The 26,060-nt window shown below is 65.2% G+C and carries 22 protein-coding genes, 1 tRNA gene and 2 pseudogenes; 21 read left to right on the top strand and 4 right to left on the bottom strand.

Features of this window, described 5'->3' with window-relative positions:
- Nucleotides 1-175: 175 nt before the first annotated feature.
- A pseudogene (locus ASJ79_RS34415) lies at nucleotides 176-417 on the top strand (transposase); the annotation flags it as partial.
- Between the two features lie 169 nt (nucleotides 418-586).
- On the opposite strand, the gene ribB reads toward ASJ79_RS34415, so the two are convergent.
- Together ribB and ASJ79_RS23565 are read right to left on the bottom strand one after the other, a co-directional pair.
- Nucleotides 587-1,819, bottom strand: coding sequence for a 3,4-dihydroxy-2-butanone-4-phosphate synthase (ribB, locus tag ASJ79_RS23570; RefSeq protein WP_067960630.1), 1,233 nt, complete (start codon nucleotides 1,817-1,819; stop codon nucleotides 587-589).
- A 9-nt stretch (nucleotides 1,820-1,828) separates the two neighbouring features.
- Nucleotides 1,829-2,341 carry a flavin reductase family protein gene (locus ASJ79_RS23565; protein WP_067960627.1) on the bottom strand — a complete coding sequence of 171 codons (513 nt, stop codon included), beginning with the start codon at nucleotides 2,339-2,341 and terminating at the stop codon, nucleotides 1,829-1,831.
- Between the two features lie 221 nt (nucleotides 2,342-2,562).
- Here ASJ79_RS23565 and ASJ79_RS23560 point away from each other — a divergent pair, with 221 nt between their 5' ends.
- The 6 genes from ASJ79_RS23560 (at nucleotide 2,563) to ASJ79_RS23535 (ending at nucleotide 8,740) form a co-directional block, all read left to right on the top strand.
- Nucleotides 2,563-4,074: an aldehyde dehydrogenase gene (locus ASJ79_RS23560; RefSeq protein ID WP_067960624.1), complete on the top strand. Its 1,512-nt coding sequence runs from the start codon at nucleotides 2,563-2,565 to the stop codon at nucleotides 4,072-4,074.
- Nucleotides 4,075-4,098: 24 nt separating this feature from the next.
- On the top strand, nucleotides 4,099-5,259 hold the full coding sequence (locus ASJ79_RS23555) for an LLM class flavin-dependent oxidoreductase (protein ID WP_067960620.1): 1,161 nt from the start codon (nucleotides 4,099-4,101) through the stop codon (nucleotides 5,257-5,259).
- 82 nt (nucleotides 5,260-5,341) lie between these two features.
- Nucleotides 5,342-6,292, top strand: coding sequence for an AraC family transcriptional regulator (locus ASJ79_RS23550; protein ID WP_231750999.1), 951 nt, complete (start codon nucleotides 5,342-5,344; stop codon nucleotides 6,290-6,292).
- Nucleotides 6,293-6,595: 303 nt separating this feature from the next.
- On the top strand, nucleotides 6,596-7,531 hold the full coding sequence (locus tag ASJ79_RS23545; RefSeq protein ID WP_067960616.1) for an NADP-dependent oxidoreductase: 936 nt from the start codon (nucleotides 6,596-6,598) through the stop codon (nucleotides 7,529-7,531).
- The gene (locus ASJ79_RS23540) at nucleotides 7,528-7,995 is read left to right on the top strand and encodes a cupin domain-containing protein (protein ID WP_067960613.1); all 468 of its coding nucleotides are present in this window, start codon (nucleotides 7,528-7,530) and stop codon (nucleotides 7,993-7,995) included. The genes ASJ79_RS23545 and ASJ79_RS23540 overlap by 4 nt, the downstream gene beginning before the upstream one ends.
- Nucleotides 7,996-8,041: 46 nt before the next feature.
- A complete protein-coding gene (locus ASJ79_RS23535) occupies nucleotides 8,042-8,740 on the top strand; it encodes a nitroreductase (RefSeq protein ID WP_231750998.1) in 699 nt (232 codons plus the stop codon).
- Between the two features lie 27 nt (nucleotides 8,741-8,767).
- Here ASJ79_RS23535 and ASJ79_RS23530 read toward each other — a convergent pair whose 3' ends face one another.
- Nucleotides 8,768-9,091: a DUF732 domain-containing protein gene (locus tag ASJ79_RS23530; RefSeq protein WP_067960610.1), complete on the bottom strand. Its 324-nt coding sequence runs from the start codon at nucleotides 9,089-9,091 to the stop codon at nucleotides 8,768-8,770.
- Nucleotides 9,092-9,312: 221 nt separating this feature from the next.
- On the opposite strand from ASJ79_RS23530, the gene ASJ79_RS23525 reads away from it, so the two are divergent.
- The 4 genes and pseudogenes from ASJ79_RS23525 to ASJ79_RS23510 all read left to right on the top strand — a co-directional run bounded on the left by ASJ79_RS23525 (nucleotide 9,313) and on the right by ASJ79_RS23510 (nucleotide 11,966).
- Nucleotides 9,313-10,272, top strand: a complete 960-nt coding sequence (locus ASJ79_RS23525) for an ABC transporter substrate-binding protein (protein WP_067960606.1) — start codon at nucleotides 9,313-9,315, stop codon at nucleotides 10,270-10,272.
- A complete protein-coding gene (locus tag ASJ79_RS23520; RefSeq protein ID WP_067960602.1) occupies nucleotides 10,269-11,138 on the top strand; it encodes an ABC transporter permease in 870 nt (289 codons plus the stop codon). Before ASJ79_RS23525 ends, ASJ79_RS23520 begins: the two co-directional genes overlap by 4 nt.
- Nucleotides 11,135-11,569, top strand: a pseudogene (locus ASJ79_RS23515) (ATP-binding cassette domain-containing protein); the annotation flags it as partial. The gene ASJ79_RS23520 and the pseudogene ASJ79_RS23515, both read left to right, overlap by 4 nt.
- A gap of 311 nt (nucleotides 11,570-11,880) precedes the next feature.
- Nucleotides 11,881-11,966 (top strand) — tRNA-Tyr (locus ASJ79_RS23510).
- A gap of 119 nt (nucleotides 11,967-12,085) precedes the next feature.
- Here ASJ79_RS23510 and gjpA read toward each other — a convergent pair.
- Nucleotides 12,086-13,471, bottom strand: a complete 1,386-nt coding sequence (gene gjpA, locus ASJ79_RS23505; RefSeq protein ID WP_067960599.1) for an outer membrane porin GjpA — start codon at nucleotides 13,469-13,471, stop codon at nucleotides 12,086-12,088.
- Nucleotides 13,472-13,742: 271 nt separating this feature from the next.
- On the opposite strand from gjpA, the gene ASJ79_RS23500 reads away from it, so the two are divergent.
- The 10 genes from ASJ79_RS23500 to ASJ79_RS23455 form a co-directional block, all read left to right on the top strand.
- On the top strand, nucleotides 13,743-14,165 hold the full coding sequence (locus tag ASJ79_RS23500; RefSeq protein ID WP_067960597.1) for a nitroreductase family deazaflavin-dependent oxidoreductase: 423 nt from the start codon (nucleotides 13,743-13,745) through the stop codon (nucleotides 14,163-14,165).
- A gap of 291 nt (nucleotides 14,166-14,456) precedes the next feature.
- Nucleotides 14,457-15,305: a carbohydrate ABC transporter permease gene (locus tag ASJ79_RS23495; RefSeq protein WP_231750997.1), complete on the top strand. Its 849-nt coding sequence runs from the start codon at nucleotides 14,457-14,459 to the stop codon at nucleotides 15,303-15,305.
- Nucleotides 15,302-16,159, top strand: a complete 858-nt coding sequence (locus ASJ79_RS23490; RefSeq protein ID WP_082754017.1) for a carbohydrate ABC transporter permease — start codon at nucleotides 15,302-15,304, stop codon at nucleotides 16,157-16,159. The genes ASJ79_RS23495 and ASJ79_RS23490 overlap by 4 nt, the downstream gene beginning before the upstream one ends.
- A gap of 17 nt (nucleotides 16,160-16,176) precedes the next feature.
- Complete coding sequence (locus tag ASJ79_RS23485; protein WP_067960589.1) at nucleotides 16,177-17,424, top strand: ABC transporter substrate-binding protein; 1,248 nt, start codon at nucleotides 16,177-16,179, stop codon at nucleotides 17,422-17,424.
- Between the two features lie 76 nt (nucleotides 17,425-17,500).
- Nucleotides 17,501-19,840: an FAD-dependent oxidoreductase gene (locus ASJ79_RS23480; RefSeq protein WP_067960586.1), complete on the top strand. Its 2,340-nt coding sequence runs from the start codon at nucleotides 17,501-17,503 to the stop codon at nucleotides 19,838-19,840.
- A 64-nt stretch (nucleotides 19,841-19,904) separates the two neighbouring features.
- Entirely contained in the window at nucleotides 19,905-20,921 is a 1,017-nt protein-coding gene (locus ASJ79_RS23475; protein ID WP_156448603.1) for a LacI family DNA-binding transcriptional regulator, read from the top strand.
- A 23-nt stretch (nucleotides 20,922-20,944) separates the two neighbouring features.
- Nucleotides 20,945-22,027, top strand: a complete 1,083-nt coding sequence (locus ASJ79_RS23470) for an ABC transporter ATP-binding protein (protein WP_067960581.1) — start codon at nucleotides 20,945-20,947, stop codon at nucleotides 22,025-22,027.
- 350 nt (nucleotides 22,028-22,377) lie between these two features.
- On the top strand, nucleotides 22,378-23,664 hold the full coding sequence (locus ASJ79_RS23465) for a PE-PPE domain-containing protein (protein ID WP_067960578.1): 1,287 nt from the start codon (nucleotides 22,378-22,380) through the stop codon (nucleotides 23,662-23,664).
- A gap of 628 nt (nucleotides 23,665-24,292) precedes the next feature.
- The gene (locus ASJ79_RS23460) at nucleotides 24,293-25,084 is read left to right on the top strand and encodes a response regulator transcription factor (RefSeq protein ID WP_231750996.1); all 792 of its coding nucleotides are present in this window, start codon (nucleotides 24,293-24,295) and stop codon (nucleotides 25,082-25,084) included.
- 232 nt (nucleotides 25,085-25,316) lie between these two features.
- A partial coding sequence (locus tag ASJ79_RS23455; protein WP_156448602.1) for a nucleotide sugar dehydrogenase occupies nucleotides 25,317-26,060 on the top strand: 744 nt, incomplete at its 3' end.

The following is a 26,060-nucleotide window of genomic DNA, read 5'->3' as shown; positions in this document are numbered from 1 at the left end:
CTTCGCTACTACAACCATGACAGGCGGCACAGTTCACTGGGAATGATCTCACCCATCGACTTTGAGATCGCCACACGAATCAATCAGCAATCAAGCTAACCGTGTCCACTTTTTCAGGGGAACCCCAGATCTTGGTCTGACACGCCGAGCGTGAGCTTGGCGGGAAGGACTGACGATGTCAGAAACACTCGATCCCGTGGTGAATGAGGTGGATCAACGGCAGCTGGCTGAGCAACTGCTGACTCAGGCCAAGGAACAGGGAGCTGAACTGGTCGGGCCCAACGGGCTGCTCAACCAGTTGACCAAGAACGTGCTCGAGACTGCATTGGACGCGGAGATGACCGAGCACCTGAGTTATGACAAGCAGACGCGGCCGGCCGCGGTAGCGGCAACTCCCGCAACGGCACCAGGGCCAAGACCGCTCCGAGCTCGTGGCGAATCGACATTCGCCCCAATCCGCCCAGGGTGCTCGCTGACGGCGCACTTGCCCAACCGCAACGGCACCACATTTCGTCACCGTGACGCATTGAAGATGCTACTGGCCCGCCGAACACCAAGCGCCGGTTATCCCACACTGACCAGTTCGTCACGACACCGCGACCGGCAGGCCGTCCAGCAGGTGACCCATCCGATCCCGTTTGGTTCTCAGATAACTGATGTTGCTCTCCGTCACCGACACCGGGGTACGCACCCGCTGCACGACGAGCCCGGCCGACTCGAGTGCGTCCACCTTCGCCGGATTGTTGGTCATCAACCGCACCCGCATGACCCCCATGTTGCCGAGAATCTCGGCGGCGACCCCGTAGGTGCGACCGTCCACGGGCAGCCCGAGGTCGACGTTGGCGTCCACGGTGTCGCGACCAGACTGTTGCAGGACGTACGCGGCCAGCTTGTGGCCCAACCCTATTCCGCGTCCTTCGTGGCCTCGTAGGTAGATCAGGACCCCCGCCCCCTCGGCCGCGATCGCCGCGAGCGCTGCGTCCAACTGCGCCCCGCAATCGCATCGGCGCGACCCGATCGCATCACCGGTCAGACACTCACTGTGCAGACGCGTCAGCACACCGCCCCGCTGCGCCGCAGCCGCCGTGACATCGCCGTACGCGAGCACCAGGTGTTCGGCATCGTCGGGGCCACGAAACACCCTGGCGCGGAAGAGACCGTGGTCGGTGGGGATCGTCGCGGCCACCGCAGTGGTGCTGGATTCCTCCGTCAGTGCGTGGCGACGGAACTCGACCAGTTCGGCGATGGTGATCATCGGAATGCCGTGTTGCAGCGCGAACGCGGTCAATGTCGCGCCCGACATCGGGACCCCTGCATCGTCCACCAGTTCGGTGATGACAGCCGCATCGCGACACCCCGCCAGCCGCATCAGATCGACGGCCGCCTCGGTGTGCCCGGGGCGCTCCAGCACCCCGCCGGCTCTGGCGCGCAGCGGAAACACGTGGCCCGGGCGCCGAAGATCCGTCCGCAACGTCAGCGCCGAGGCCAGGGCGCGGACCGTGGCGGTGCGGTCAGCGGCCGAGATGCCCGTGCCGGTTCCCACCGCGTCGACAGAGACTGTGAACGCGGTCTGGTGATTGTCGGTGTTGTCGTCGACCATCAACGGCAGATCCAACCGGTCTGCCATGCCCTCCGACATCGGGACGCAGACGATCCCACTGCCGTGCCGCAGGAAGAACACCATGGCCCGTTGCGTCATGAATTCTGCGGCCATGACCAGATCGCCTTCGTTCTCCCGGTCTGCGTCGTCGGCCACCAGCACCATCTGGCCACGCGCCACAGCCGCCAGGGCCGTCGCGATTCGGTTCGATTCAGACATGTCGACTCCTCAGGACACCGTGCTGTGAGCGGGATGCGGTGCGGGCACGTGGTAGGCACCGCGGTAATAGAGCAACGCCTCGACGGCGCTGTCGCAGTGCAGATCGAGGAGCTGCGCCGCCACGATGGTGTGGTCTCCCCCGTCGTACTCGGCCCACAGCCGGCATTCGGCCCACGCAGCCGCGCCCTCCAGGATCGGCGCCCCGAACACCCCTGGCCGCCACGAGACACCCCGGAACTTGTCGGTTCCCGAACGGGCGAACTGGTGACTGAGTCGAACATGCTGAGCGCCAAGAACATTGACCGCGAACGTTTCCACCGAACGAATCAGCGGCCATGTCGTCGAGGACCGCGCCGGACAAAAGCTGACGAGCGGCGGGTCGAGTGACAGGGAGCTGAAAGACTGGCAGGTGAACCCGACCGGCCGGCCGTCGTGGCCCGCCGCCGTGATCACGGTGATCCCCGAGCAGAAATGGCCCAGGACACGACGTAGCTCGCCGCTGTCCAGATGGGGTGTGGTCATTGTGGCCTCCTCACTTCGCCGACGGATCCATCGACCGTAGGGCCCCTGTGACCGCAGTCACTATCCGCTGGCGGCAGCCGATCATCCGCTCAGTGAAGTCCCGCGGAACCTGCACGCAACGGACAATCCGCCGCACTCAACGGATATCGATGCGTACTGCGCGGCCCTAGCTTCGGAAATCGCATGACCCACATCACACCCACTGGCGAGGAGCCGCGCTGATGACCACTACAGCAGAGCAGACCCACACCGCCGCTACGGCGGCCCTAGAGACCTTTCCGATGTACATCGGGGGCGAATTCGTCCCTGCTACGACGGGTGACACATTCGAGTCGGAGAACCCCTACCTGGGCAGGCCATGGCTGCGCGTGCCCGATGCCGGCACCGCCGACGTCGACCGGGCGGTCGCGAGCGCCCGCGCGGCGTTCGAGGGCGCCTGGGGAGCCACCAACGGATTCACCCGGTCCAAACTGATTCGCCGGCTGGGCGATCTGATCGCGGAGAACGCCGAGTATCTCGCTCGTCTCGAAGTCCAAGACTCGGGCAAGCTGTACCGCGAGATGCTCGGCCAGCTGCAGTATCTGCCCGAGTTCTACTACTACTACGCAGGACTCGCCGACAAGCTCGAAGGGCGGTCGATTCCCTCGGACAAGCCCAACTACTTCGTCTACACGCGGCGGGAACCGGTGGGCGTGGTTGCGGCGATCACACCGTGGAATTCCCCGCTGCTGCTCCTGACGATGAAACTCGCTGTCGGGCTGGCCGCCGGGTGCACCTTCGTGATCAAGCCGTCCGAGCACGCTCCCGGCTCCACCCTGGCGTTGGCTCGCTTGATCCATGACGCGGACTTCCCGCCGGGGACCGTCAACGTCGTCTCCAGTCTGAGCCGCGAGGTCGCCGCCCACCTCGCCGGCCATCCGGGTATCGACAAGGTGGCCTTCACCGGCTCCACCGCCACCGGCCGGGCGGTGGCCAAAGCGGCTGCCGAGAACATCAACAAGGTGACCCTGGAACTCGGCGGCAAGTCGCCACAGATCGTGTTCGACGACGCGGATCTTGCCGCCGCCGTCAATGGACTGATCGCCGGGGTCTTCGCCGCCACCGGTCAGACATGCATGGCCGGTTCACGTTTGATCGTCCACGAAGACGTTCACGACGCGTTGATCGATCTGTTGGTCGAACGGGTCCGGCAGATCAAACTCGGTGACCCCACCGCTCCCGACACCGAGATGGGCCCGGTGGCCAACCGTCCCCAGTACGACAAGGTGCTGCATTACCTGCAGACCGCGGCGGCCGAAGGCGCCACCGTCGCCACCGGTGGCGTCCCCTGTGCCCGGCTCGGCGGACTGTTCGTCGAACCGACGGTGTTCACAGACGTCACACCGGACATGACGGTGGTGCGTGAGGAAGTGTTCGGGCCGGTGCTGGCGGCGTACCGATTCAGCACCGAAGAGGAGGCGCTCCGCCTCGCCAACGACACCGCCTTCGGTCTCGCCGGTTCGGTGTGGACCAAGGACGTGCACCGCGCTCACCGTGTCGCGGCCAAGCTGCGGGCCGGCTCCGTCTGGGTGAACGCCTACCGCGTCATCGGTCCGAATGTGCCGTTCGGTGGCTTCGGTGACAGCGGGTTGGGTCGCGAGAACGGCATCGACGCCCTCAACGAATACACCGAAACCAAGTCCGTGTGGGTGGAACTCTCCGGCGAAACCCGCGACCCGTTCAAGCTCGGCTGAAAAGACACTCGAGGAGAAAGACTCATGACCACAATCGAATTCGTCCCCACCGCACCACGCCCCGCCGCCGAGACCACACCGGTGGCCGACCGTGTGCAGACCAACCCGATGTTCAACGATCAGAAGATGAAGCTGGGGTTGTTCGGGACCAACTGCTCCCACGGGTTGATCATCTCCCATGCCCCCACCAACTACGAGGTGACCTGGCAGCACACCGTCGACATCGCCCGCCGCGCCGACGAACTGGGCTTCGAGGCGTTGGTACCCGTCGCTCGGTGGAAGGGATTCGGCGGCACCACCAACTTCAACGGCAACTGCTTCGAGACGTACGCGTGGGCCGCCGGCCTGGCACAGGCGACGAAGAACATCGCCATCTTCGCCACCTCCCACCTTCCGACCATCCACCCGATCGTGGCCGCGAAAGCGGCGACGACCATCGACCGGATCTCCGGCGGCCGATTCGGACTCAACCTCGTCATGGGCTGGGTGACGCCGGAGATGGAGATGTTCGGCAGTGTGCAACGGCAACACGATGATCGCTACGCATACGGTCAGGAATGGATCGACTACGTGACTCGGCTGTGGACCGAGCCGGACTCTTTCAGCTTCCATGGCAAGTACTTCACCGGTGACAACGTGGAGTCCTATCCCAAGCCCCACCAGGCACCGCGACCGGCGCTCATCAACGCCGGCAACTCGAAGAACGGGGTCGAGTTCTCCGCCCGCAACGTCGATTTCAACTTCGCGTCGTTGGACACCCTGGAGAACATCAAGGCCTACACCACCGCGCTCGTCGCGAAGGCGCGCGAGGAATACCGCCGTGAGATCACGCCCATGACCTACGGGCTCGTCGTGTGCCGCGACACCGAGAAGGAAGCCAAGGCGGACTTCCAGCGGGTAATCGACGAGGGCGATCGCGGTGCGGCGAGCAACGTCCTGAACATGGCGATGTCGGGGGCCAGCCAGTCCTTCGAACACGCAAAGCGTTTCCAGGAACGGTTCATCGCGGGCTGGGGCGGCTACCCGATCGTCGGCACTCCTGAGCAATGCGTCGACGAGTTCGCCAGACTCCACGACGCCGGAATGAACGGGATGATCATGGGAATGATCGACTACCACGACGAGATGGCAGGTTTCGGTGAAGCCGTCCTGCCGCTCCTGAAACAAGCCGGCCTTCGGCACTGATCCTCCTTGCACGGTGGATCTTTCGCCAAAAGCGGAGGATCCACCGTCCAACCGGGCCATACTCTGGGTCGAGGAGTTTTCCGTGAGTGACGAAGCCACACCACTGCGCAATTTCCAGATCCTGCGTACCGGCGACCTCGACGAGGCACGCAACGCCGTCGCCGACATCTACCTGGAGCACCGCCTCGACTCCCCTCAGAGCGACCGTCTGGACATGACTCTCAACGCGATCGAGGAACGGCTCTTCACCGCGGGTTACCTCGCCTACGGGGCGGAGGCAACCCTCGAGATGCCCCCGACGGAGGTCAACTACCACATCAACCTCACCACGGCGGGGTCGACGAAGGCGTTCAGGACCGATGGCACGCGGGCGTTCACCGAGGCGCGCAGGAGCGGCCTGATTCTGCACCCCCATCAGACGACGACAGTCGACTGGGCGTCCGACGCCGAGCAGTTCATCCTCAAGGTGCCCAGAACGAGTGTCGAATCACATTTGTCAGATCTCCTGGGAAGGCAGGTGAAGTCCGTGATCGACTTCGACTTCACACTCGACCTCTCCACCCCCGCGGGAGCGAGCCTGCTCGCGTCGGTCGAGTTCTTCATCCGCGAGCTCGACCGGCCGGGCGGAATCGCCGAGATGCCCTTGGCGCGTGACCAACTGGAATCGTTCATCATGAGCCAGCTGTTGGCCGCGGCCGACCACCCTTACCGCGACGAGCTGATGGCACCGAGCGAGCAGGTCAAACTCGGGCGGCTGCGGCCCGTGGTCGATTTCATCGAGATGAATGCCGATGAACCCCTCACACCCAACGAGCTAGCGCGTGCCGGCAACATGTCGGTGCGCACCCTCCACGCGTCGTTCCAGCGGTGCTTCGGACTCTCGCCGATGGCGTACGTCCGCAAGGTCAGACTCGAACACGTGCGGGCTGAACTCATCGCCAACCGCGACCCCCACCTGCAGGTGACCGAGGTCGCGAGCCGATGGGGTTTCTACCACCTCGGCCGGTTCGCCAAGCAGTACCGAGACCGCTAGGGCGAGTCGCCCTCGGACACCCTGCGGGGCTGAGCCGGCGCCAGAACGATGACGGAACCTCTCGACCACCTCACGCCGGTCGAGAAGACCTTGTGGGTCACGCTCAGCGGGCGGGCGGCCGCCGCCCGTCAGCGGCGGCCGGCTGATGGGATCCCGTCGCATCAGCCACCTGCTTTCCGCACGTGTTCGCCGTCCTCATTTGAGGGATTCCCGGCCGGACAAAGGCGGCGCGGAACACCTGGCGGTCGTCAGCATGGGTGGCAGGCACGAGACCGACGTCGTCGAGCATGAAAGGACCCGAGGATGAAAGCCATCACCGTGCGAGACCGTGACGCCGGCGTCGGCGGGCTCACCCTGACCGACCTACCTCTCCCCCACGCCGCCGAGAACGACGTCATCGTGCGGGTCCATGCCGCCGGCTTCACCCCCGGTGAACTTGAGTGGCCCGCCACCTGGACCGACCGAGCCGGCCGTGACCGCACACCCAGCGTTCCCGGCCACGAACTCTCCGGAGTCGTCACCGAGCTGGGCTACGGCACCACCGGCCTCACCATCGGCCAGCGGGTGTTCGGTCTCGCCGATTGGACCCGCGACGGCTCGTTGGCCGAATACACCGCTGTCGAGGCACGGAACCTCGCACCCCTGGCCGCGGACATCGACCACACCATGGCCGCCGCATTGCCGATCTCGGGTCTGACCGCGTGGCAAGCACTGTTCGTCCATGCCCGGCTGACGACCGGCCAGACCGTGGTGGTTCACGGCGCTGCGGGCGGTGTGGGATCGATCGCCGTCCAGCTCGCGCGCGACATCGGTGCTCAGGTGATCGGCACCGGACGGTCCGAGAACCGCGACGTCGTGCTTGACCTCGGTGCACATGCGTTCGTCGATCTCCACGCCGACCCCTGGGCGGACATCGGCGAAGTCGACGTGGTTCTGGACGTCATCGGCGGCGATGTCCTGGAGCGGTCAGCCGCGCTGGTGCGCCGCGGCGGCACCCTGGTCAGTATCGCCGAGCCTCCTCCGGTGCAGCCCAAGGACGGCCATGCAGTCTTTTTCGTGGTCGAACCCGACCGCGGGCAGCTCGCGGCTCTGGCCGACCGGGTGCGGCACGGTCGGCTGAAGCCGATGGTCGGCGACGTGCGGCCTCTCGCCGAGGCGGCCGATGCGTTCACCCGCCGCCGACGCGCACCAGGCAAGACGATCATCCAGATCGTGAGCGAGAGCGCAGAACGTTCATGAGCGGAACGCGAACGCCCGGCTTCGTGCTGACGACTGTGATCGCCGCCGCGATCGTCGGCTGCGCCCCTGCGGCAGCACCTCACCATCCGGCGCCACCGACGGAGATCACCACTATTGAGCCGCACTCGTCGGAGACGCTGGCACCGCTTTTTGAACAGGCGATACCGAACGTGCCGGGCAAGACCTTCACCTCGGCGATCGTCACCTTCCCGCCGGCCGCACGTGCCATGCCCCACCGCCACGGTGACGCTTTCGTCTACGCCTACGTGCTCGAAGGGTCCGTACGGAGCCATCTGGAAGGCGAGCCGGCTCACGTCTACCACCAGGGCGAGAACTGGTCCGAGCCACCGGGCGCCCACCACCTGGCCACCGAGAACTCCAGTCCGGTCGAGCCGGCGAAACTGCTTGTCGTGTTCGTCGCCCCCACCGGGGAACAACTCAAGATCGACGATCCACACACGTGACGAGCCGTCGCGCGCAACGGTGGCTGTTCAATTGAGGAGAACCACGATGTTCAACACAGCCGATGGCGAGGTGAGGATGCCGACCACCGGGAGCCCCGGCCTCGACGAAGTCGTTCGGCAACGCCGTTCGACCCGCATGTTCCTGCGGGACAAGCCGGTGCCCCGCGAGCTACTGGACGAGGCACTCGAGCTTGCGATGCGCGCGCCGTCGAACTCCAATGTGCAACCGTGGCGGCTTTATGTGGCGTCCGGGCCTCGACGTGACCGGCTCGTCGAAGCACTGCTGGCGGCCGCGACTGTCGAGTTCCCGGTGACGACGGGATTACCGGCGGGCTTTCTGGAGCTGAGGCAGCAGCTCGGCGCGCTGGTCTACGGGTCGATGGGTATCGCCCGCACGGACGCCGACGCCAGGCGTATCGCCCAGCTACGTAATTGGGAGTTCTTCCGCGCTCCCGTCGGCGCCGTGGTGTGCATGCACCGCGATCTCGGGCTGGTCGACAGCCTTGGGGTGGGGATGTTCCTGCAGACGCTGCTGTTGGCGCTGACCGAACGCGGCCTTGCCACTTGCGTGCAGGTGTCGATCGCCGCCTACCCGGAGATCCTGCGGGAGGGGTTGAACATTCCGGACGAGCTGACGGTGCTGTGTGGAGTCGCGATCGGCTACGCCGACGAGAATTTCCCGGCGAACCGGCTCCAGACTCCGCGCAACGCCGTCGCAACCAACGTGACTTTCCTCGAGGACTGACACAGTTGACGACTACACGGCGGGCACTCAGCCGGGCGCCTGGGTGCACATCGTGCCACGCGCGGCGCTTGTCAGACCGGCGGCTTGGTCGCGGGTCGCGCCGTATTGCCCGGCGATCGTATCGATCACGGCCTGCGCGGGCTGTCCGGTGTAGAGCAGCCGGCAGGCCTGCTTGCCGGCCAGCAACAGCTGGTCGTCATTGCCGGGGAAGTTGCCGCGCACCGAGTTGAGGTAGTTCACCTGATCCGCGGTCAGCGGAATCGGCCAGGCGGCCGCCGGCGCTGCTGCGGCTGCCGACATCACCGCCGCCGCCAGCACGACTGCAGCCGCGCCCATGCTCCTACGAACCATGGCGAATCCTCCTTTGGCGCCTGTGGGGTAGATCGAGCCTAAGGCCGGGCGCGCACCCGCCATGACACTGATTTCGCCGGCAGCGCGCTCAACCGAAGCTCACGGGTCGGCCCGGGCCGCCTTCGAGTCGGACTGATCAGAACCGTGGTTTCTGGGGGCGAGCCGGCATCTACTGAGCTGGATCTGTGTTCCTGACGCGAAACCCTCCCGGAGGCCCATCCATGTTCCGCCACCTTGTGCGCACCGCCCTGACGCTTGCCGTCCTCAGCTCGGCCGTCGCCTGCGGCAGCGGCGACGACGGTTCGGACGGTTACACGCTGCGCATCGGTGCGACGTCGCCGACCGGCACGCCGGCCGGATCACTCGGTTGGGGTGACAAGCAGGGCATCCTCGCCGAGCAACTCAAAGGCGCCGGTGTCGACAAGATCGAATACTCGTTCTTCCAGTCCGGCAGCGACGTCGCGTCGGCACTGTTCGCCGGCGCCGTCGACGTCGCCGCCATCGGCGACAACCCGGCGCTACGCGCCCGCAGCCGTGACCCGAAAGTCGTTCTGCTGAGCCTCGACTCGATCAACGGCGACGCATGGCTGGTGGGGGCCAAGGGCGGCCCCACCGACATCGCCGGCCTCGTCGGCAAGTCCGTGACCGCGCCCCAGGGCACCATCCGCGACCGAGCGGCCAGACAGCTCATCGACGCGGCGGGCCTGACCGGCAAAATCCAGGTGCGCGACGTGCCGACGCCCGAATCGATCGCCGGACTGGGTTCCGGACAGATCGACGCCACCGTCGTCACCGGCGCCAGCGCGATCGAGTTGCGCGACAAGGGCTTCCCGATCATCGACAGCCTGTCCAGGCACGGTTTGGGCAGCACGGGCACCAATATCGCGCTGTCCACGTTCACCGACGAGCATCCCGGATTCGCCGACGCGTGGCGCAACGCCGTCACCGCCGTCAACCGTGACATCCAGGAAAACTTCGACGAGTACGCGACCTGGGTCGCTCAGACCGACGGCACCGAGGTCGCGTTCGTCAGGGAGTCGACCCGGCCCGACGAGTTCAACACCGAGCCGTTCCCGAAACAGGGCGTGGACCAACTCCAGGCCGCCTACGACTTCCTCGAGGCCGACGGCTCGCTGGAGGGCCGGTACTCGGTGACCGAGTGGGCCGGAGCGCAGTCATGACCGTCATCGCCAACCCGGCCCGTGCCGAGGCGCCGAGCCCGTCCCTGGTCGACGTCATCGCCGACAAGGGCCGCAGGCGCGGCCTCTGGGCGCGTGTCCCGCGCCCGGTGCGCCGCATGGTCAGCCCGGTGCTGATCCTGGCCGCGTGGGGCATCGGCTCGGCCACCGGGCTGCTCAACGAGGACCTGTTCCCGCCGCCGTCGGAGGTGGCCGTCACCGCGTGGCACCTGGCGACCGACGGGCAGCTCGCACTGCACGTCGGCACCTCGGCCACCCGGGTGCTGATCGGCACCGTACTGGGCATCACCCTGGGCGTGACGCTGGCGGTGCTGGCCGGGCTGACCCGCACCGGTGAGGACCTGCTCGACTGGAGCATGCAGATCCTCAAGGCCGTGCCGAATTTCGCGCTCACTCCGCTGCTCATCATCTGGATGGGCATCGGCGAGGGACCCAAGATCGTGCTCATCACCCTCGGTGTCGCGATCGCGGTCTACATCAACACCTACTCGGGTATCCGCGGCGTGGACCAGCAGCTGGTGGAGATGGCCCAGACCCTCGAAGCCCGCCGTTCCACGCTGATCACGCAGGTGATCCTGCCCGGCGCGATGCCGAATTTCCTTGTGGGCCTGCGACTCGGGCTTTCCAGCGCCTGGCTGAGCCTGATCTTCGCCGAGATGATCAACACCACCGAGGGCATCGGGTACCTGATGACGCGCGCCCAGACCAACCTGCAGTTCGACGTCTCGCTGCTGGTGATCGTCCTCTACGCGGTGCTCGGCCTCGCCTCCTATGCGCTGGTGCGGCTGCTGGAACGACTGCTGCTGTCCTGGCGCAACGGATTCGCCGGTTTCGAGGGCACGGTATGAGCACCCCGGTGGTCACCGTCCGCGGCCTGCGACGGGCATTCGGTGCCCAACAGGTCCTCGACGGCCTCGATCTGGACATCGCCGACGGTGAGTTCGTGGCGATGCTGGGCCGCTCCGGTTCCGGTAAGAGCACGCTGCTGCGCATTCTGGCCGGCCTCGACGGGCAGGCCGACGGCTCGGTGATCGTGCCGCGCTCCCGGGCGGTGGTGTTCCAGAATCCGCGCCTGCTGCCGTGGCGCCGTGCGCTGGCCAACGTCACCTTCGCCCTGCCCGGCGACGGCCCCGACGCCCCCAGCCGCGCCGCCCGCGGCCGGGCCGCACTCGACGAGGTCGGGCTGTCCGACAAGGCGCGCTCATGGCCGCTGTCGCTGTCCGGCGGTGAGGCACAACGGGTTTCACTGGCCCGGGCGCTGGTGCGCGAACCCGACCTTGCTGACGACGTCGAACGATGAATCCGCCATTGGCCTCGTCCCTCCCTCGTGGTGTCGGTGCTGGGGTCCATCTTCGCCGCTGGCCGTGACCGGCGGGACACCGCCCCCCACCCGGCGATTCGACCTTGCTGACGACGTCGAACGATGAATCCGCCATTGGCCTCGTCCCTCCCTCGTGGTGTCGGTGCTGGGGTCCATCTTCGCCGCTGGCCGTGACCGGCGGGACACCGCCCCCCACCCGGCGATTTGTAGTCGGGCACGGTCCTCGTTGTATCCTGCTGAGCGCGCTGTGCAGCGCACATGCAGCACCCGGCAGGTTGCCCGAGCGGCCAATGGGAGCGGACTGTAAATCCGTCGGCTTACGCCTACAGTGGTTCGAATCCACTACCTGCCACCATGGTCAGGCCCCCTTTCGAGGGGGCCTGATTCGTTGCAGCCGACACGGCTCTGCGGTGCCGACGCTGAAATGCGATCGGCCCCTGCCCGGTTGGGGACAGGGGCCGATCGACTCATCCGCTAGCTGTCGGACTTGCTGTCCGAAGCACCCGACTTGCTGCTGGAGTCGGAGTTGTCGTTCCCGCTGTCCGTCGAGTCTGCGCCGTCGGACTCATCGCCCTCCGATTCGGGATCGGCGGCTTCCTCTTCGGCGGCTTCCTCCTCGGTGGCCTCCTCTTCGGCGGCCTCTTCCTCGGCGGCTTCTTCCTCCAAGCCTTCTTCCTCGGAGCCCTCCTCGGTCGACTCCTCCGTCGCGGACGGCTCAATCTCGTCGGCGGGTTCCTCGTCGGTGACCGTCACCGCCGGCGACACGTCGGGACCTTCGGGGGCCGACTCCGTGGTCTGCTCCGCCGTGACCGCCTGGTCGAGCTCGGGCGCCGGCGTGTCCAGCGTGACGGTCTGCGCCGCCAGGAGCGAGATGTCGTTGATTTGGCGCAGAGTCTCCTCGGGGGTGCTGAGCGGCGGCGCCAGCGGATTGCCCTCGCCGTCCCAGCCGAGTGCCTTGGCGATGGTCTGGGCGAGGCCGATCAGCGAACCGATCGCGCCCGGGCCTTGACCCGGAACGGGGATGTCGATGACACCGCCGATGGAGATGTCGAAACTGAGGGCGTTGACGATCGACCCGCCCGGGCTCAGCAGGCCGCCGAAGGTGATGCCCACCGTGGGCACCTCGATCCCCTCCGCCGGGCTCAGATCCAACCCCAGCAGGTCGAACACCGGGGTGAGATCGAGCGATTGTCCGCCGTTGAGGAAGGCATCGACCATCGCCGTGGGCGTATTCACCAGGGCGTTGAACGCCGCTTCGAAATCCGGAGTCTCGCTGAAGATGTTCTCGATGACGGTCTGTGCACTGGCGGCCAACGCCAGCACCGGACTGATCACCGGGCCGACCAAGCCGAGCAGAACACCGCTGGTGTAGGTGGTCGAGAAATCGATCAGCGGCTGGAGCGCGGCAGGGATCGGGCTGGCCCCTTCTTCTGCGAGTCCCTGGAGGAGTAGGAACAGATTGCGGTGGCTCATCCCCGGGGTGGTGTTCTCGAGCGTGTCCGTATCGATCGCGAACGGCGCCTGAAGCGCGGCGCCCAGATTGGCCACCATCTGCTCGACGATCGCCGGCAGATCGGGAAGCTGCGAGAGATAGCCGATCTGGTTGGCGATGATCTGCTGCAATACCGGGGCCGGCGCCTCCAGCAACGCATTGGCCAGGCCCGCGAAGTTCATCACCGAGGTGTTGAAAGTTTCGAGCAACGGCGTGATCGGGTCCACCGCGGCGGTGAATTGAACCGCGGGGGTGGTGACCTTGTCGCCGGGCAGGGTCGCGTCCAGCGTCAGCGGGCTGACCGCGAGGGCACTTGCGCTCACCAGCGCAACGCCGGCAGTCGCGAACGGGCGGAGAGTCGTGTGCATATGGCTTCCTTTGTCGTGTGTGGAACAAAACCACGCGGTACCTTACTCGGAAGTAACTTAAATGTGTCCGATTTCATAAGTGAACTTACAAAGCGCCCGCGGTCACATCACAGCGGCCACAGCAACGGCGTTAGGTCGGTCGCCGGCAGCGCAGTGCGCTGTAGATCCGTCGGCTTACGCCTGGCCCCATTCGAGGGGGCTGATTTCGTTATCGGGATTACCTGATTTCGTTGTCGGGAATAGCCGTGGCGGTTCGGCGTGTACAAGCGGCATGGACAAACAGGCATTCGACGAAATGAACCGCGTCGTGATCGACGAGTTCCGCACCACCGGCGGCAAGGTCGGCGGCCCGTTCGAGGGCAAGCCGCTCGTCCTCGTCCACCACGTCGGCGAGAAGTCCGGTATCGAACGCATCGCACCGCTGGTGCCGTTGCTCGAGGACGGGCGCATCTACATCTTCGCCAGTAAGGGCGGCGCCGACACCCATCCGGACTGGTACCGCAACCTCGTCGCCAACCCGGACGTGACCGTCGAGCTGGGCCGCGAGACGTTCAAGGCCACCGCGCGGGTCCTCACGGGCGAAGAGCGCGACGCCATCTACGCCAAGCAGGTAGAAGCTCAGCCCCAGTTCGGCGAATACCAACGCGAGACCGAACGGGTCATCCCGGTTGTCGAATTGGTGCGCATCGACTGACGGCATACAACGCGTCCTACTTGACGAGCCGATCGGTGTCGGCGTAGGTTGTGGACCGGTCCACGTGACCCGCGCCACTAATGCCGCGTGAGGTCCTGGCCTTAGTGGCACACGTCAGAGAGGACGACACATGCCCCACCACTGCGCCGCCTCCCAGGGCCCGGTGAACTGATCGTGGTTCAGACCTATACCTCCGCGACAGCTCCTAGACGTCCGCGGTCGTCGCCAAACCCCGAGGTTCGCAGCACAGGTAGACGCAAGAGGAAACGGTCGTGGTTTCCCTACCTGCTGTTGGCGCCGGCGATGGTCATGTTCTTTGCGGTTATCGCCTACCCGTTCGTCCAGTCGCTGGCCTACGGGTTGTTCGACGAAAGCTTGCTGGGCGACCGCAGCGGTGATTTCGTTGGTCTGCAACATATTTCCGATCTGCTGTCGAGCCCGGATTTTTGGAGCGTTGCCTGGCAGACGATCGTGTTCGTCGTCATCTCGACCGTCGGTGCCCTCGTTCTCGCACTCGCGTTGGCCATTGCGCTGAACTCTAAGCTCCGAGCTCTGGCGCTCTGGCGCTCCAGCCTGCTGATCCCGTGGCTACTCCCGGGTGTGGTCGTGTCGTTCCTGTGGCGGTGGATATTCGACACGAATTACGGCCTGCTGAACGGGGTCTCGGCGTGGTTGGGAGGCAGTGGGAACACCGGCTGGCTCGATTCGCCGGGCTTCGCGATGGCGGCTGTGATCATCGCCAAGATCTGGCATTCGTTCCCGTGGATGGCGGTCCTTCTACTGGCCGCCCTGCAAGGCGTGCCCAGCGAAGTTCACGATGCCGCAGCCATCGACGGCGCCAAGGGTTGGCAGAAGCAGGTCTATGTGGTGCTGCCGCAGATCAAGGCCGCGATAGCCTTGACGCTTCTCCTTGAGATGATTTGGGGTTTACAGCATTTCGAGATCCCGTACGTCATGACCGGCGGCGGCCCGGTGGGCTCGACGACCACCCTGTCGATCGATCTCTACAAGGCTGCCTTCTCACGATTCGACCTGGGCGAAGCCGGTGCCATCGGAATCCTGTGGACCGCGCTGATGGCCGTGGTTGTCGCTGTCTACCTTGTGTACTCGGCCCGTCAGGAAAGGGAGGCACGGCGATGAGCACGCCAGCATTACTGAAGCGCAGGCGATTTGGATCACGTGAGCCTCGGCCGATTGTCGCCTATGTCACGCTGGCGGTCATCGCGTCGTTCGCGCTGATACCCATCGGATGGATGGTGCTGACCTCCTTCACCAGCAGTGCCGACATCTTCCAGTTCCCGCCGTCGATCCTGCGGTCGTACACGCTGGACCATTTCTTGACTGTGCTGGGGGATCCCACGCTGACGGCGTTCGTGCTCAACGGCCTTCTCGTCTCCATCGCCACCTCGGTGTTCAGCGTGACCGTCGGGTTCTGGGCCGGCTATGCGTTTTCCAAGTTCAGGTTCGGAGGTCGGACCGGGCTGATGTACCTGCTCCTCATCGCGCAGATCGTCCCGCAGGTGCTGCTGTTGGTGACCCTGTACACCGCCTTCGACAGGGCGGGCCTGCTCAACACCTACATCGCCTTGGTTCTCTCGTTCACCACCTTCACGCTGCCACTGTCGGTGATGATGATGAAGAACACCTTCGACGCGCTGCCGGATGAGCTGATCGAGGCGGCTCGAATCGACGGCGCGAGCGAGCTGCGGGTGATGGGCTCGGTGCTGCTGCCGGTGATGAAGACAGCGATCATCGCGGTTGCACTGTTCGCTTTCATCAGAGCGTGGAACGACCTACCGTTTGCCCTCACACTCGTCGACACCGAGAAGCAAACCCTTCCCGCCGGATTGTCGTTGCGCTTCATGGGCGAGTTCCGCACTGCATACGGCGAAATGATGGCTGCGTCGATCATGACTTCGTTGCCTGTCGTGGTGATCTTCCTGGCGCTCCAGAAGCATTTCGTCAACGGTGCGGTGACAGGAGCGATCAAGTGACACAACGGAATAGCTTCATGCTGTCCCGCCGCTCCGCCCTGGCTCTGAGCCTCGGTGCCGTCGGCGCCGCGTTCATGGGCTGCTCGTCGTCGGACTCGGCTATCGCCGACGGTAAGGCGGTCAACTTCACCTCCTGGGTCTTCGGTACCAGCGGCGCAGGGCCGACCAACGAGGCGGTGAACCGATTCGAACAACGCTCCGGCATTGCGGTCCGGACCAGGTCTTATCCGTACGAGCAGTACCTCAACCAGCTGGTGCTGAAGTCGCGCAGTGGTAATGCCAGCGGGCTCGTCCACATCGACGAGGAGTGGATGTCCACGCTCGTCACCGCCGGGGTGCTAGCCGATATCGGGCCGCTGGTCGACACCGCCCGTTACCCAGATTTCGTGCGGGCCGCAGGAACTTATCGCGGTACGCGATACGCGATCCCGTGGACGCAGTCGGCGATCGGCATCGTCAGCAACGCCGGTCTGTGCCAACAGTTTGGCGTCGACATCGGTACGATCAGGACCATAGACTCGTTCACTCAAGCGCTGCGCACCATCAAACGCGCTGAACCGTCGCTGATCCCGTACCTGCCGTGTACCGACGTCACACAGCTCAAGGACATCCTGCCGTGGATGTGGGCATTCGGTTCGCCGATCTTGACCGACGGTACTTTGACGCTGGGTGATGAGGGTTCCGTTCAGGCTGTCGAGTACTGGAAGATGCTGATCGACGAAGGCCTGATCCAGGCGGGCATCATCCGTGACGACGCGCGCACTTTGTTCGGGCAGCAGCGCGCCGTGTTCTACGACGATGCCCCCCAGGCGATCGGTGTGGTCCCGAAGCGGGCCAGTGACCCGGACATCGCGGACAAGATGCGGCCCATTGCGCGGCCGGCTCGGGACGGGCTGGGGCACAATCTCGTCTGGAGTCAGCCGCTCGTCGCGCTCAGTGAAGGGCCTGCCGTCGAGGCCTTGATGCAATACATGAGCACCGACGAAGCCGCATTGCAGATCATGTTCGAGGAGGCGGGCCAACCGCCGGCCACTGTGCAGGCCCTCGAATCCTCGTGGTTTTCAAATAACGGGTTCTACACAGATTGGAACGCAGTGGTGGCACCGGCCTCTCGCGTCAATCCACTGTGGAGCTTTCCGAAAGCCACGGCAGCGCAACAGCATTTCGACGAGTGCATCGAAGCGGCGCTCGGAGGAACTGTGCCGGTGTCCCAAGCGCTCCGCGACGCCAAAGAAGGACTACAGGAACAACTCGGTACCGAATAACCGAATCGACGAACGGCGCGATCCGGCATAGGGTTGTGTGGACCGGTCCACAAAGCGAATTGAGAAAGGGATACGAATGAAGACGGTTGAAGAGACGTACGACGTAGTGGTGTGTGGCGGTGGCCTGGCCGGTTTCTCCGCGGCTGTGGCCGCCGCCCGGCATGGAGCGAGCACGGTGCTGATCCAGGATCGGCCCGTGCTGGGTGGCAATTCCTCCTCCGAGGTGAGGGTGACCCCGCACGGCGCTGCCGCGTTCCACGGCTACGCCCGCGAGACGGGCATCATCTCGGAGGCCTTGATCGCCGATCGCGCCACCAATCACGCGGTCATCCGCGAGAACGGCTGGACCAACAGCGTTTGGGATCTGATCCTCTACGACATGGCTGTTCGTACAGAGGGTTTGACATTGCACCTCAACACGGCCGTGCATGGTGTGGACGTCGACGGCGAAACCGTCACGGCAGTGCGTGCACGGGTTGCCAACGCCGAGACGGAACTGGTCATCGCGGGCCGCACCGTGATCGACTGCACCGGCGACGGCACTGTCGCGGCTTTGGCCGGCGCGGAATCCCGTACCGGGATGGAAGCGTCCGCAGAGTTCAATGAAGCCCACGCACCGGCGCAGGCCGGCGTTGGCACTATGGGTAGCTCACTGCACTTCAAGACCATCGACACCGGGCGGCCCATCGAGTTCCATGCCCCCGAGTGGGCAGTCCGCTACGACGATGCCTCCTTCTTCAAGGACGGTGGCCGGCTGATCCCCACACTGGAGAGCGGATACTGGTGGATCGAGATTGGCACCCCATGGGACACCCTTTACGACAACGAAGCCATTCGGCACGAACTGACGCGCCACGTGCTCGGTATCTGGGACTACCTGAAGAACCGTGACCCGTACTGGTCGCCACGCGCCGCAAACCTCGCGTTGGACTGGGTAGGACAGACGCCCGGCAAGAGGGAGAGTCGGCGCATCCTCGGAGAAATACTGCTCACCGAGCACGATCTCGACCGCGACAAGGCATTTGATGACGAGATCGCTTTCGGTGGGTGGTACATCGACCTGCACACCATTGGCGGCTTACTCGAAAAGGTTGCCGAACCGGTCACCAACGCAAGGTTGGCTGATCCCGAGTCCAGCTCGGGTTCCTCGACGTACGTGGGCCCGTTTGGAATACCGATGCGCGCGCTGATTGCCAAGGACCTCACCAATCTGATGATGGCCGGACGCAACGTCAGCTCCACACACGTCGCTCTTGGTTCATTGCGCGTGATGGGCACGGCGGCGCTCATGGGACAAGCCGCCGGCACTGCAGCTGCGATGGCCGGTACGGTGCAAGACCTTCGGCGCGACCTCGCCTCACACGTGCCCGCCGTGCAGCAAGCGTTGTTGCGCGATGGGTGTTTCCTGCCGCACCTACGTAATGAGGATCCCGAAGATCTGGCCCGTCGTGCATCGGTCACCGCTAGCTCGACCGATTTGGTGCGTGGCGTCGGTCCCAACAGCGCCAATTGGCTCGGCGGAATCGACCATTGGCGTGGCTACCCCGTATTCCCCTTCAAAGGTGAACTGACCAAACGTATCGCGCAATGGGTGGCGGTGGGTGCCGGACAACCCCTGCATTCCCTCAAGCTGGCGCTTCGTAACACCTCGCACGAGCCACGCGCCGTCGCAGCCACCCTGCACGAGGTTGAAGACATCTGGGATTACCGGGTGGATCCGGCAAAACCGCTGGCGGTCGCCGATCTGCTGGTACCGCCCGGTGGGCCGCACTGGGTGGAATGGCAGGTCGATCTCGACGTCGAAGACGGAGAGCACAATCCGAGCCGATACCTGCGCATCGACCTCGCCGAGGCGGCCGACGTCGAATGGGTGCTCAGCCCCGCTGTCTTGCCCGGGCAAATCGCCGCTTACGAGGACGGCGGCCGGTATCGCCGCTTCGGTGGCGGTTCGACACTGAGCTTCCAGATCGAGCCGCCACAACGGGCCTATGCGCCGGAGCAGGTGCTCACCGGCGTCACCCGACCGCACGCCGCCACCAACCAGTGGAGGTCGGATCCGGTGGTGCCGTTGCCGCAGTGGCTTGCTCTGGAGTGGACACAGCCCGAGACGATCACCCAGGTACAGCTGACCTTCGCCGGTCACCTGCTCCGGGAGTACCACGCGTATCCGCCGCTGTACCGGGACCCCCAGACTGTCAGGGACTACGCGATCGAGGCCTGGGAGGACGGCGACTGGCGCGAGGTGGTGCGAGTCGAAGGTAATGTCACGACCCGGGTGGTGCATACCTTCGATGCGGTGACCACGACACGGCTGCGGCTCATGGTGTACGCCACCAACGGCGATCCCGCCGCCGGGGTGTACGAGTTCCGTTGCTACGGAGCCAATGTGTGCACGCCGAATGTGACGCAAGGGTGACTGGTCGGCGGCGCTGACCAGACATGCTGTGCAGCGCCAGTTCCGGTCGAGAGGAAACAATGCCGTGCCTCAGAAACGCGTGACCATCCGCGACGTCGCCGCGGCGGCGGGTGTGTCGAAGTCGTTGGTGTCTTTCGTATACGCCGATCCCAACAGGGTTAGCAAAGAGAAGCGCGAACTTGTCCTGGCGACCGCCGCGGAACTCGGATTCAGGCCCAATTGGGCGGCACGGTCGCTTGCAGCGTCCGATGGTGGATTCGTCGGGGTTCTGATGGCCGACCTGCACAGCCCCGCTTTCGCCGAGATCGTTGACGGGGCACGGAACCGTCTGAAGGCGAGCGGCCGTACCGCGCTGATGACCTCGGCGCACCTGGTAGAGACCGACAACGTGACGGCACTGGACCCCAGTGCCGTCACGTTCTTCGGTGATCTGCGGCCACAGGGTCTGCTTATCGTCGGCGGAGTTCCGGATATGTCGGCGGTGCACACGCTGGTCGAGGCGATCCCGACGGTGGTGGCAGGTGCGTCGCTTGAAGCCATGCCCGCCGTCGCCACGGTTCGCACTGACGACATGGCTGGGATGATGGCCGCCATCGGCCACCTGAAGGATTTGGGGCACAACGTCGTGGCGCATGTCGGCGGGGCAGGCGGCCGCATCGCCGAACTGCGGGCGCAGGCCTACGCCGATGCCATGCGAGCGTTGGGCCTCGGCGCACATGTCCACGTCGAATCGGCGGACTTCTCCGAGGCCGCTGGTTACCACGCGACGTTGCGACTCATCGACAGCGGAATGCAATTCACTGCGATCAGCGCCGTCTCCGACTACGCGGCCGTCGGCGTCCTCGCGGCGTTATCGGAGCGGGGTCGATCGGAGGTGTCGGTGATCGGCTACGGCGACACCCTTGTAGCCGGGTTCGCCTACATCGGACTGACCTCGCTGCGCCCCGGAAACACCGCGATCGGCGAGCGTGCCGCCCAGGAACTGCTCGACGCCGAATCGGCGAGTGGCTCCGAGGGCTGGGTGGTCCTGCTGCCGCCCGAGCTGATCATCCGGCGGACCACCCGGCCGCCTCAGTCATAACCTAGCTCTGAAAGGAATCTGCAATGGCGTCGGTAACGTTCGATTCCGTCCGTCGTGTCTTCCCCGGCCATGAACGGCCCGCGGTGGACAATTTCGATCTCCATATTGAGGACGGCGAATTCATGGTTTTCGTCGGTCCTTCCGGCTGCGGGAAGTCCACGTCGCTGCGCATGCTCGCCGGCCTCGAAGAGGTCACCGACGGCAGTATCCTCGTCGGCGGCCACGATGTCACCGAAGTTCCGCCGCGGGACCGCGATATCGCCATGGTTTTCCAGAATTACGCCCTCTATCCACATATGACGGTCCGCGAGAACATGGGGTTCGCTCTGAAGCTTGCGAAGGTCGACAAGGCCGACCGCAATCGCCGAGTCGAAGATGCTGCCCGGATGCTCGAGCTGACGGATTATCTCGACCGCAAGCCCAAGGCGCTCTCGGGTGGCCAGCGGCAGCGAGTCGCCATGGGAAGGGCCATCGTTCGGGAACCGCAGGTGTTCCTGATGGACGAGCCGTTGTCGAACCTGGATACCCAGCTGCGGGTGTCCACGCGCACGCAAATCTCGGCGATGCAGCGCCGTCTCGGCATCACCACGGTCTATGTGACCCACGATCAGGTCGAAGCGATGACGATGGGTGATCGCGTAGCGGTGCTCAAAGACGGTGTCTTGCAACAAGTCGACGCACCACTGGCTCTGTATGAGCGTCCGGCTAACCTGTTCGTCGCGAAGTTCATCGGATCACCGGGTATGAATCTGCTGGAAACGACCCCTCGCGACGGCGCTGTGATGCTGGACGGGCAGAGGTTGCCGTTGCCTCGGTCAGCGGCGTCGAAGGCGACGGGTGATCGGGTCATCCTCGGAATCCGCCCCGAGCATTGGCGTCTGGCACCCGAGGGCGAAGGGCTTCCGATGAACATCACTCAGGTCGAGGATCTGGGATCTGTGTCGTTCGTGTATGGTTCGGTCGCCCATGACGGCACAACGAGTGATGTCGTGGTTCGCACAGGGTCTCGATCCGGCCTCCGCGCCGAACAGACGGTACAGATCGCCGCGGAGCCTGAGTCGGTAGTCCTCTTCGACGCCGGGTCAGGGGCACGACTTGCGGACTAATGGTGGTCCGATCTCCGGCCGCCACACCTTCGCGACGGACAGAGCAAACACCGAACCGCCCGCTCTGCCCCACCTACGAGCAGGTCTCCGCCTGATCCGCTTCGTCGCCTCCTGACGTCGGGACAATCGCCGACTCGTCCGCCCACGATGCCCACACAGAACGAGCGGTGAGCACGAAGTTTCTAGATCACTACGCTTCTAGCCGCGGCGTCGTCTTGCGCCCCGGGCGGCTGCGACGCAGGTCCGCCGGTCGACCCCGGCGGGCGGCCAAACCCGTGCTTGGCTTCAGCAAACCCATCTGCATACACTCGGTGGGCTCGCGGAGCATCTGCGGCGTTGAAGGGGGACGGATGGGCAAGAAACGCATCAAGGCCGCGGCCTCGGCACTCGGCACCGCGGGGGTCGCACTGGCCGGCGCTGCCGCGATCGGCGTCGCGCCCACCCTGTCGGTCGTTCCCCAGCTGGCGGCGTCGCTGCACTATCTGCGCGGCACCAGCATCGGCTTCCTACCGAGTGAGCAGGTGTACCGGGACTTCATCACCGAGGTGATCGACGGCACCGGCGTGACGCCGCCGGACTCGCCGTACCAGAAGGTCGACTACAACGCCGGCTTCTGGCCCGTTTCGCACGGAGGTTTCGGCGACCTCACGTTCAACAACTCGGTCCGCGAGGGTGTCGCATCGCTGGAGGCGCAGGACCCGGCCGCCGGTGACCTGATCTTCGGTTTCTCGCAGGGCGCGGTCGTCGCGTCCCGGTACAAGGGCACCCACACCGGTAACACCTACCTGCTCGTCTCGAATCCGAACCGGCCCAACGGCGGTGTGATGCAACGGTTCAAAGGCATCACGATCCCGATCCTGGATTTCACCTTCGACGGCGCCACCCCGAACAACGGTGATGTCACCTACGACATCGTGCGCCAGTACGACGGCTGGGCCGATTTCCCGACCTACCTGTGGAACCCGATCGCGGTCGCCAACGCGTTCATGGGAATCCTGTTGGTACACGGCAACACCCAGATGGTGTTGACCGCCGAAGACCTGGAAGAGGCGAAGGCATCCGGCGACCCGGACTACTACCAGTTCGACGAGGACTCCAACACCCACTACTACGTGGTCAGGACCTACCCCGTGCCGCTGCTCATGCCGGTGGCGTGGCTGCCCGATCCGATCATCGCAGCGCTGGACGCGCCGCTACGCAAGTTCATCGAACTCGCCTATGACCGAAGCGATTACAGCGAGCCGACACGTGCCCAGTTCTTCGCGCCGCTCAACCCGCCCGCCGACACCGAGGCGCCCGTCGAAGAGCCCGGGGAGGCCGACGCCTCGGTGACCACCGGCGGCGAGGACGTCCAGCGCCGGCGTGACGACGACGTCGTCGACGAGGCGGACGACGACGTCGCTACCGGACAGACCGAGACCGAGGACGTCGCTGCCGAGGTCGAGGAGCCGGATGTGGTCGACGAGGAGCCGCTGTCATCCGGGACCGAAGAGGCCCGCGAGGACGGCGTCGATCCCGCGCCGGAGGAGTCGACGGACGACGTGTCCGTCGAGCCCGCAGGCGACGGCCCGGAGCCGACGGACCAGGACGACGCCGAGTCGGTGGGCGACGACGCCGACAGCGGTGAGGCCGCCTGAGCGCGGCCCCCCGAGCAACACCCTCCCGGCGGGCGACCGCTGGAGGTCCCGCAGGTGCCCGCCGCACGGGCGTCCGGCTTGCTGGCACACGTCAAGCGCGGCTGCCAAGCTAAGGTGCGGCAGCACCGCATGACAGCGATTTTGTGCAGGTGTTTGCAAAACTAGCAAACTTTCTGAAAGAGCTAGACCGGGGCCGGGGGATCTGATCGAGGCCACCGATCCAGTCCTTCAATAGCTCTGGAACCGGTAAGTGACCAGGTCAGGTTGTCTGTGTAACGACAACTGGAGCTACAAAGAAAGCAGACCCTAACGCTGGTTATGGAGAGTGCATGCGCTAATGGGAAGATTTGGCAACTGCACGTCATTTGCAAGTACCTGACGGTTGACGCTACCGAAAATGTCGCAGCCACCATCGTCGTGAGCCACAATTACGTTGCGTCCAACCATCTCGGGACGTTGGTTTGGCCAATCGGGGGTAGCAATGTCGGCGAAACTCATAGACACGGAACGGCCATCAGCAAATCCAGCTGATCGGGCAATGCCGCCGCGCTCGGCGCTGGTCGCGGTGCGCCGCAGGCCGGGGCGCGACGGGCAGGGGATGTCGACCGAATGCGTGTACCAGCGCCCCATGGCGAGTCCCGTCCGGGATGCGCTGCGCGACGGCGTGGCCTGGAAGCCGCAGCCGGCGCGGGACCCGGTGCCGGTGGTGATGAACTGTGCGCCGACGGCGGTGGCGCCTGCCCGCGATGAACATCTCCCGTTGTCCGAGTCGCGTGTGCTGATCATCGACGACTGCACACTCAACCGGGAGAATCTGGCCGCGGCCTTCAGCAGCAGCGGTGCGGGAACGGTGAGCGTCGCGTGGGATCTTCCCTCGCTGTTCACCGCGCTGACGACCACGCCGCCCGGCCTCGTGCTGCTCAACATCAACACCCGCGACAGTGTGGTGCTGCTGCACGCGGTCTTCGAGGTCAACCCCCGCACGCGGGTGATCGTGCTGGGTATGGCCGACGACGACGATGACGGGATCATCGCCTGTGCGGAAGCCGGCGTCGCCGGCTACCACCTCCGCAACGAATCGCTCGACGACCTGCTGACCGTGATGGGCAGAGTTGCTCAGGGGGAGATGCTCTGTTCGCCGAAGGTGTCGGCGATCCTCCTGCGCCGCCTCTCCAGCCTGGCGTCCCAGCGCGAGCCGGCCGCCAAGGAACTGGTCCTGACGGCCCGGGAGGTCCAGATCCTCCGGATGCTGGAACTGGGCCTGTCGAACCGCGACATCGCCGACCGGCTGTGCATCGCCGTCCACACGGTCAAAAATCATGTCCACAGCGTTCTGACCAAGCTCGGCGTCACCAATCGGGCGGAGGCCGCCGCACGTTTCCGGACGGTCCGCTTCACCGAGACCGATTCAGAGGACTAGTCCCGGCCTGGTCCCGAAGTTGGCTCCAACGGACTATGTACCCCCTGCCGGTGTCACCGGATAGTTGAGGTGTCGGTCGGACCGTTAACTGCGGCGTCCCCCTGGTCGTCGCTCCGGATCCGCTCCACACGTCTCGTGGGGGAAGGGGCTTCGGTGGGCGCAGGTCGCCGTACGTGTTTGCCGTGCTCGCCCGGCCCGGCGCCCGGATCAGCCTGAGGGAAAGTGGGCGACGATGGCTCAGATCGCGGTTTTCGGTGCGGGCTACCTCGGCGTCACACATGCCGCCGTCATGGCCGAGCTCGGCCACGACGTCCTGGTCGTCGACATCGACCTCGGCAGGCTGGCGACCTTGCAGAACGGTGAACTACCGTTCTATGAACCAGGATTGGCTGACCTGTTGCGGCGGCACGTGCAACGCGGCGCGGTGCGGTTCACCTCCTCCTACGACGAGGCCGCCACCTTCGCGACGGTCCACTTCATCGCGGTCGGCACTCCGCAGAAGGCCGGTGAGCCGGGCGCCGATCTCACCGCGCTGCACGCCGTCGTCGAGCATTTGGCTCCCCGGTTGACCAGTCCTGCAGTGGTTTTCGGTAAATCGACCGTGCCGGTGGGGACGGCCAGGCAGGTCAGCGCCCGTATCCGTGCGCTCGCACCGGCCGGCTACGCCGTGAACCTGGGCTGGAACCCGGATTTCCTGCGCAAGGGCCACGCGGTCCGGGACGCCCTGGCGCCCGACCGGATCGTGCTCGGCGTCGAGACGGATCGGCTCAACTATGCCGAACGGGTGCTCAAGGGTGTGTACGCCGCGTTCGTCGACGCGGGCACACCGTTTCTGGTGACGGATCTGACGACCGCCGAGATGGTCAAGGCGGCGGCGAATGCGTTTGTGGCGACCAAGATCTCATTCGTCAACGCGGTGGCCGACATGTGTGATGCCGTCGGGGCGGACGTCTGCTTCGTCGCCGACGCGGTCGGT

Source organism: Mycobacterium sp. NAZ190054 (genome assembly GCF_001545925.1).
GTDB lineage: Bacteria > Actinomycetota > Actinomycetes > Mycobacteriales > Mycobacteriaceae > Mycobacterium.
Note: the sequence above shows the minus strand (reverse complement) of the source record. Positions and strands in the feature narration are given on the sequence as shown.

Excerpts from the sequence above, each read along its gene's own strand:
- ASJ79_RS23470 (WP_067960581.1), top strand. The coding sequence starts at position 20,945 with ATGGCGTCGGTAACGTTCGATTCCGTCCGTCGTGTCTTCCCCGGCCAT.
- ASJ79_RS23465 (WP_067960578.1), top strand. The coding sequence starts at position 22,378 with ATGGGCAAGAAACGCATCAAGGCCGCGGCCTCGGCACTCGGCACCGCG.
- ASJ79_RS23520 (WP_067960602.1), top strand. The coding sequence starts at position 10,269 with ATGACCGTCATCGCCAACCCGGCCCGTGCCGAGGCGCCGAGCCCGTCC.
- ASJ79_RS23490 (WP_082754017.1), top strand. The coding sequence starts at position 15,302 with ATGAGCACGCCAGCATTACTGAAGCGCAGGCGATTTGGATCACGTGAG.
- ASJ79_RS23555 (WP_067960620.1), top strand. The coding sequence starts at position 4,099 with ATGACCACAATCGAATTCGTCCCCACCGCACCACGCCCCGCCGCCGAG.
- ASJ79_RS23545 (WP_067960616.1), top strand. The coding sequence starts at position 6,596 with ATGAAAGCCATCACCGTGCGAGACCGTGACGCCGGCGTCGGCGGGCTC.
- ASJ79_RS23565 (WP_067960627.1), bottom strand. The coding sequence starts at position 2,341 with ATGACCACACCCCATCTGGACAGCGGCGAGCTACGTCGTGTCCTGGGC.
- ASJ79_RS23535 (WP_231750998.1), top strand. The coding sequence starts at position 8,042 with ATGTTCAACACAGCCGATGGCGAGGTGAGGATGCCGACCACCGGGAGC.
- ribB (WP_067960630.1), bottom strand. The coding sequence starts at position 1,819 with ATGTCTGAATCGAACCGAATCGCGACGGCCCTGGCGGCTGTGGCGCGT.
- ASJ79_RS23540 (WP_067960613.1), top strand. The coding sequence starts at position 7,528 with ATGAGCGGAACGCGAACGCCCGGCTTCGTGCTGACGACTGTGATCGCC.
- ASJ79_RS23530 (WP_067960610.1), bottom strand. The coding sequence starts at position 9,091 with ATGGTTCGTAGGAGCATGGGCGCGGCTGCAGTCGTGCTGGCGGCGGCG.
- ASJ79_RS23480 (WP_067960586.1), top strand. The coding sequence starts at position 17,501 with ATGAAGACGGTTGAAGAGACGTACGACGTAGTGGTGTGTGGCGGTGGC.
- ASJ79_RS23525 (WP_067960606.1), top strand. The coding sequence starts at position 9,313 with ATGTTCCGCCACCTTGTGCGCACCGCCCTGACGCTTGCCGTCCTCAGC.
- ASJ79_RS23485 (WP_067960589.1), top strand. The coding sequence starts at position 16,177 with ATGCTGTCCCGCCGCTCCGCCCTGGCTCTGAGCCTCGGTGCCGTCGGC.
- ASJ79_RS23460 (WP_231750996.1), top strand. The coding sequence starts at position 24,293 with ATGGCGAGTCCCGTCCGGGATGCGCTGCGCGACGGCGTGGCCTGGAAG.
- ASJ79_RS23560 (WP_067960624.1), top strand. The coding sequence starts at position 2,563 with ATGACCACTACAGCAGAGCAGACCCACACCGCCGCTACGGCGGCCCTA.
- ASJ79_RS23500 (WP_067960597.1), top strand. The coding sequence starts at position 13,743 with ATGGACAAACAGGCATTCGACGAAATGAACCGCGTCGTGATCGACGAG.
- gjpA (WP_067960599.1), bottom strand. The coding sequence starts at position 13,471 with ATGCACACGACTCTCCGCCCGTTCGCGACTGCCGGCGTTGCGCTGGTG.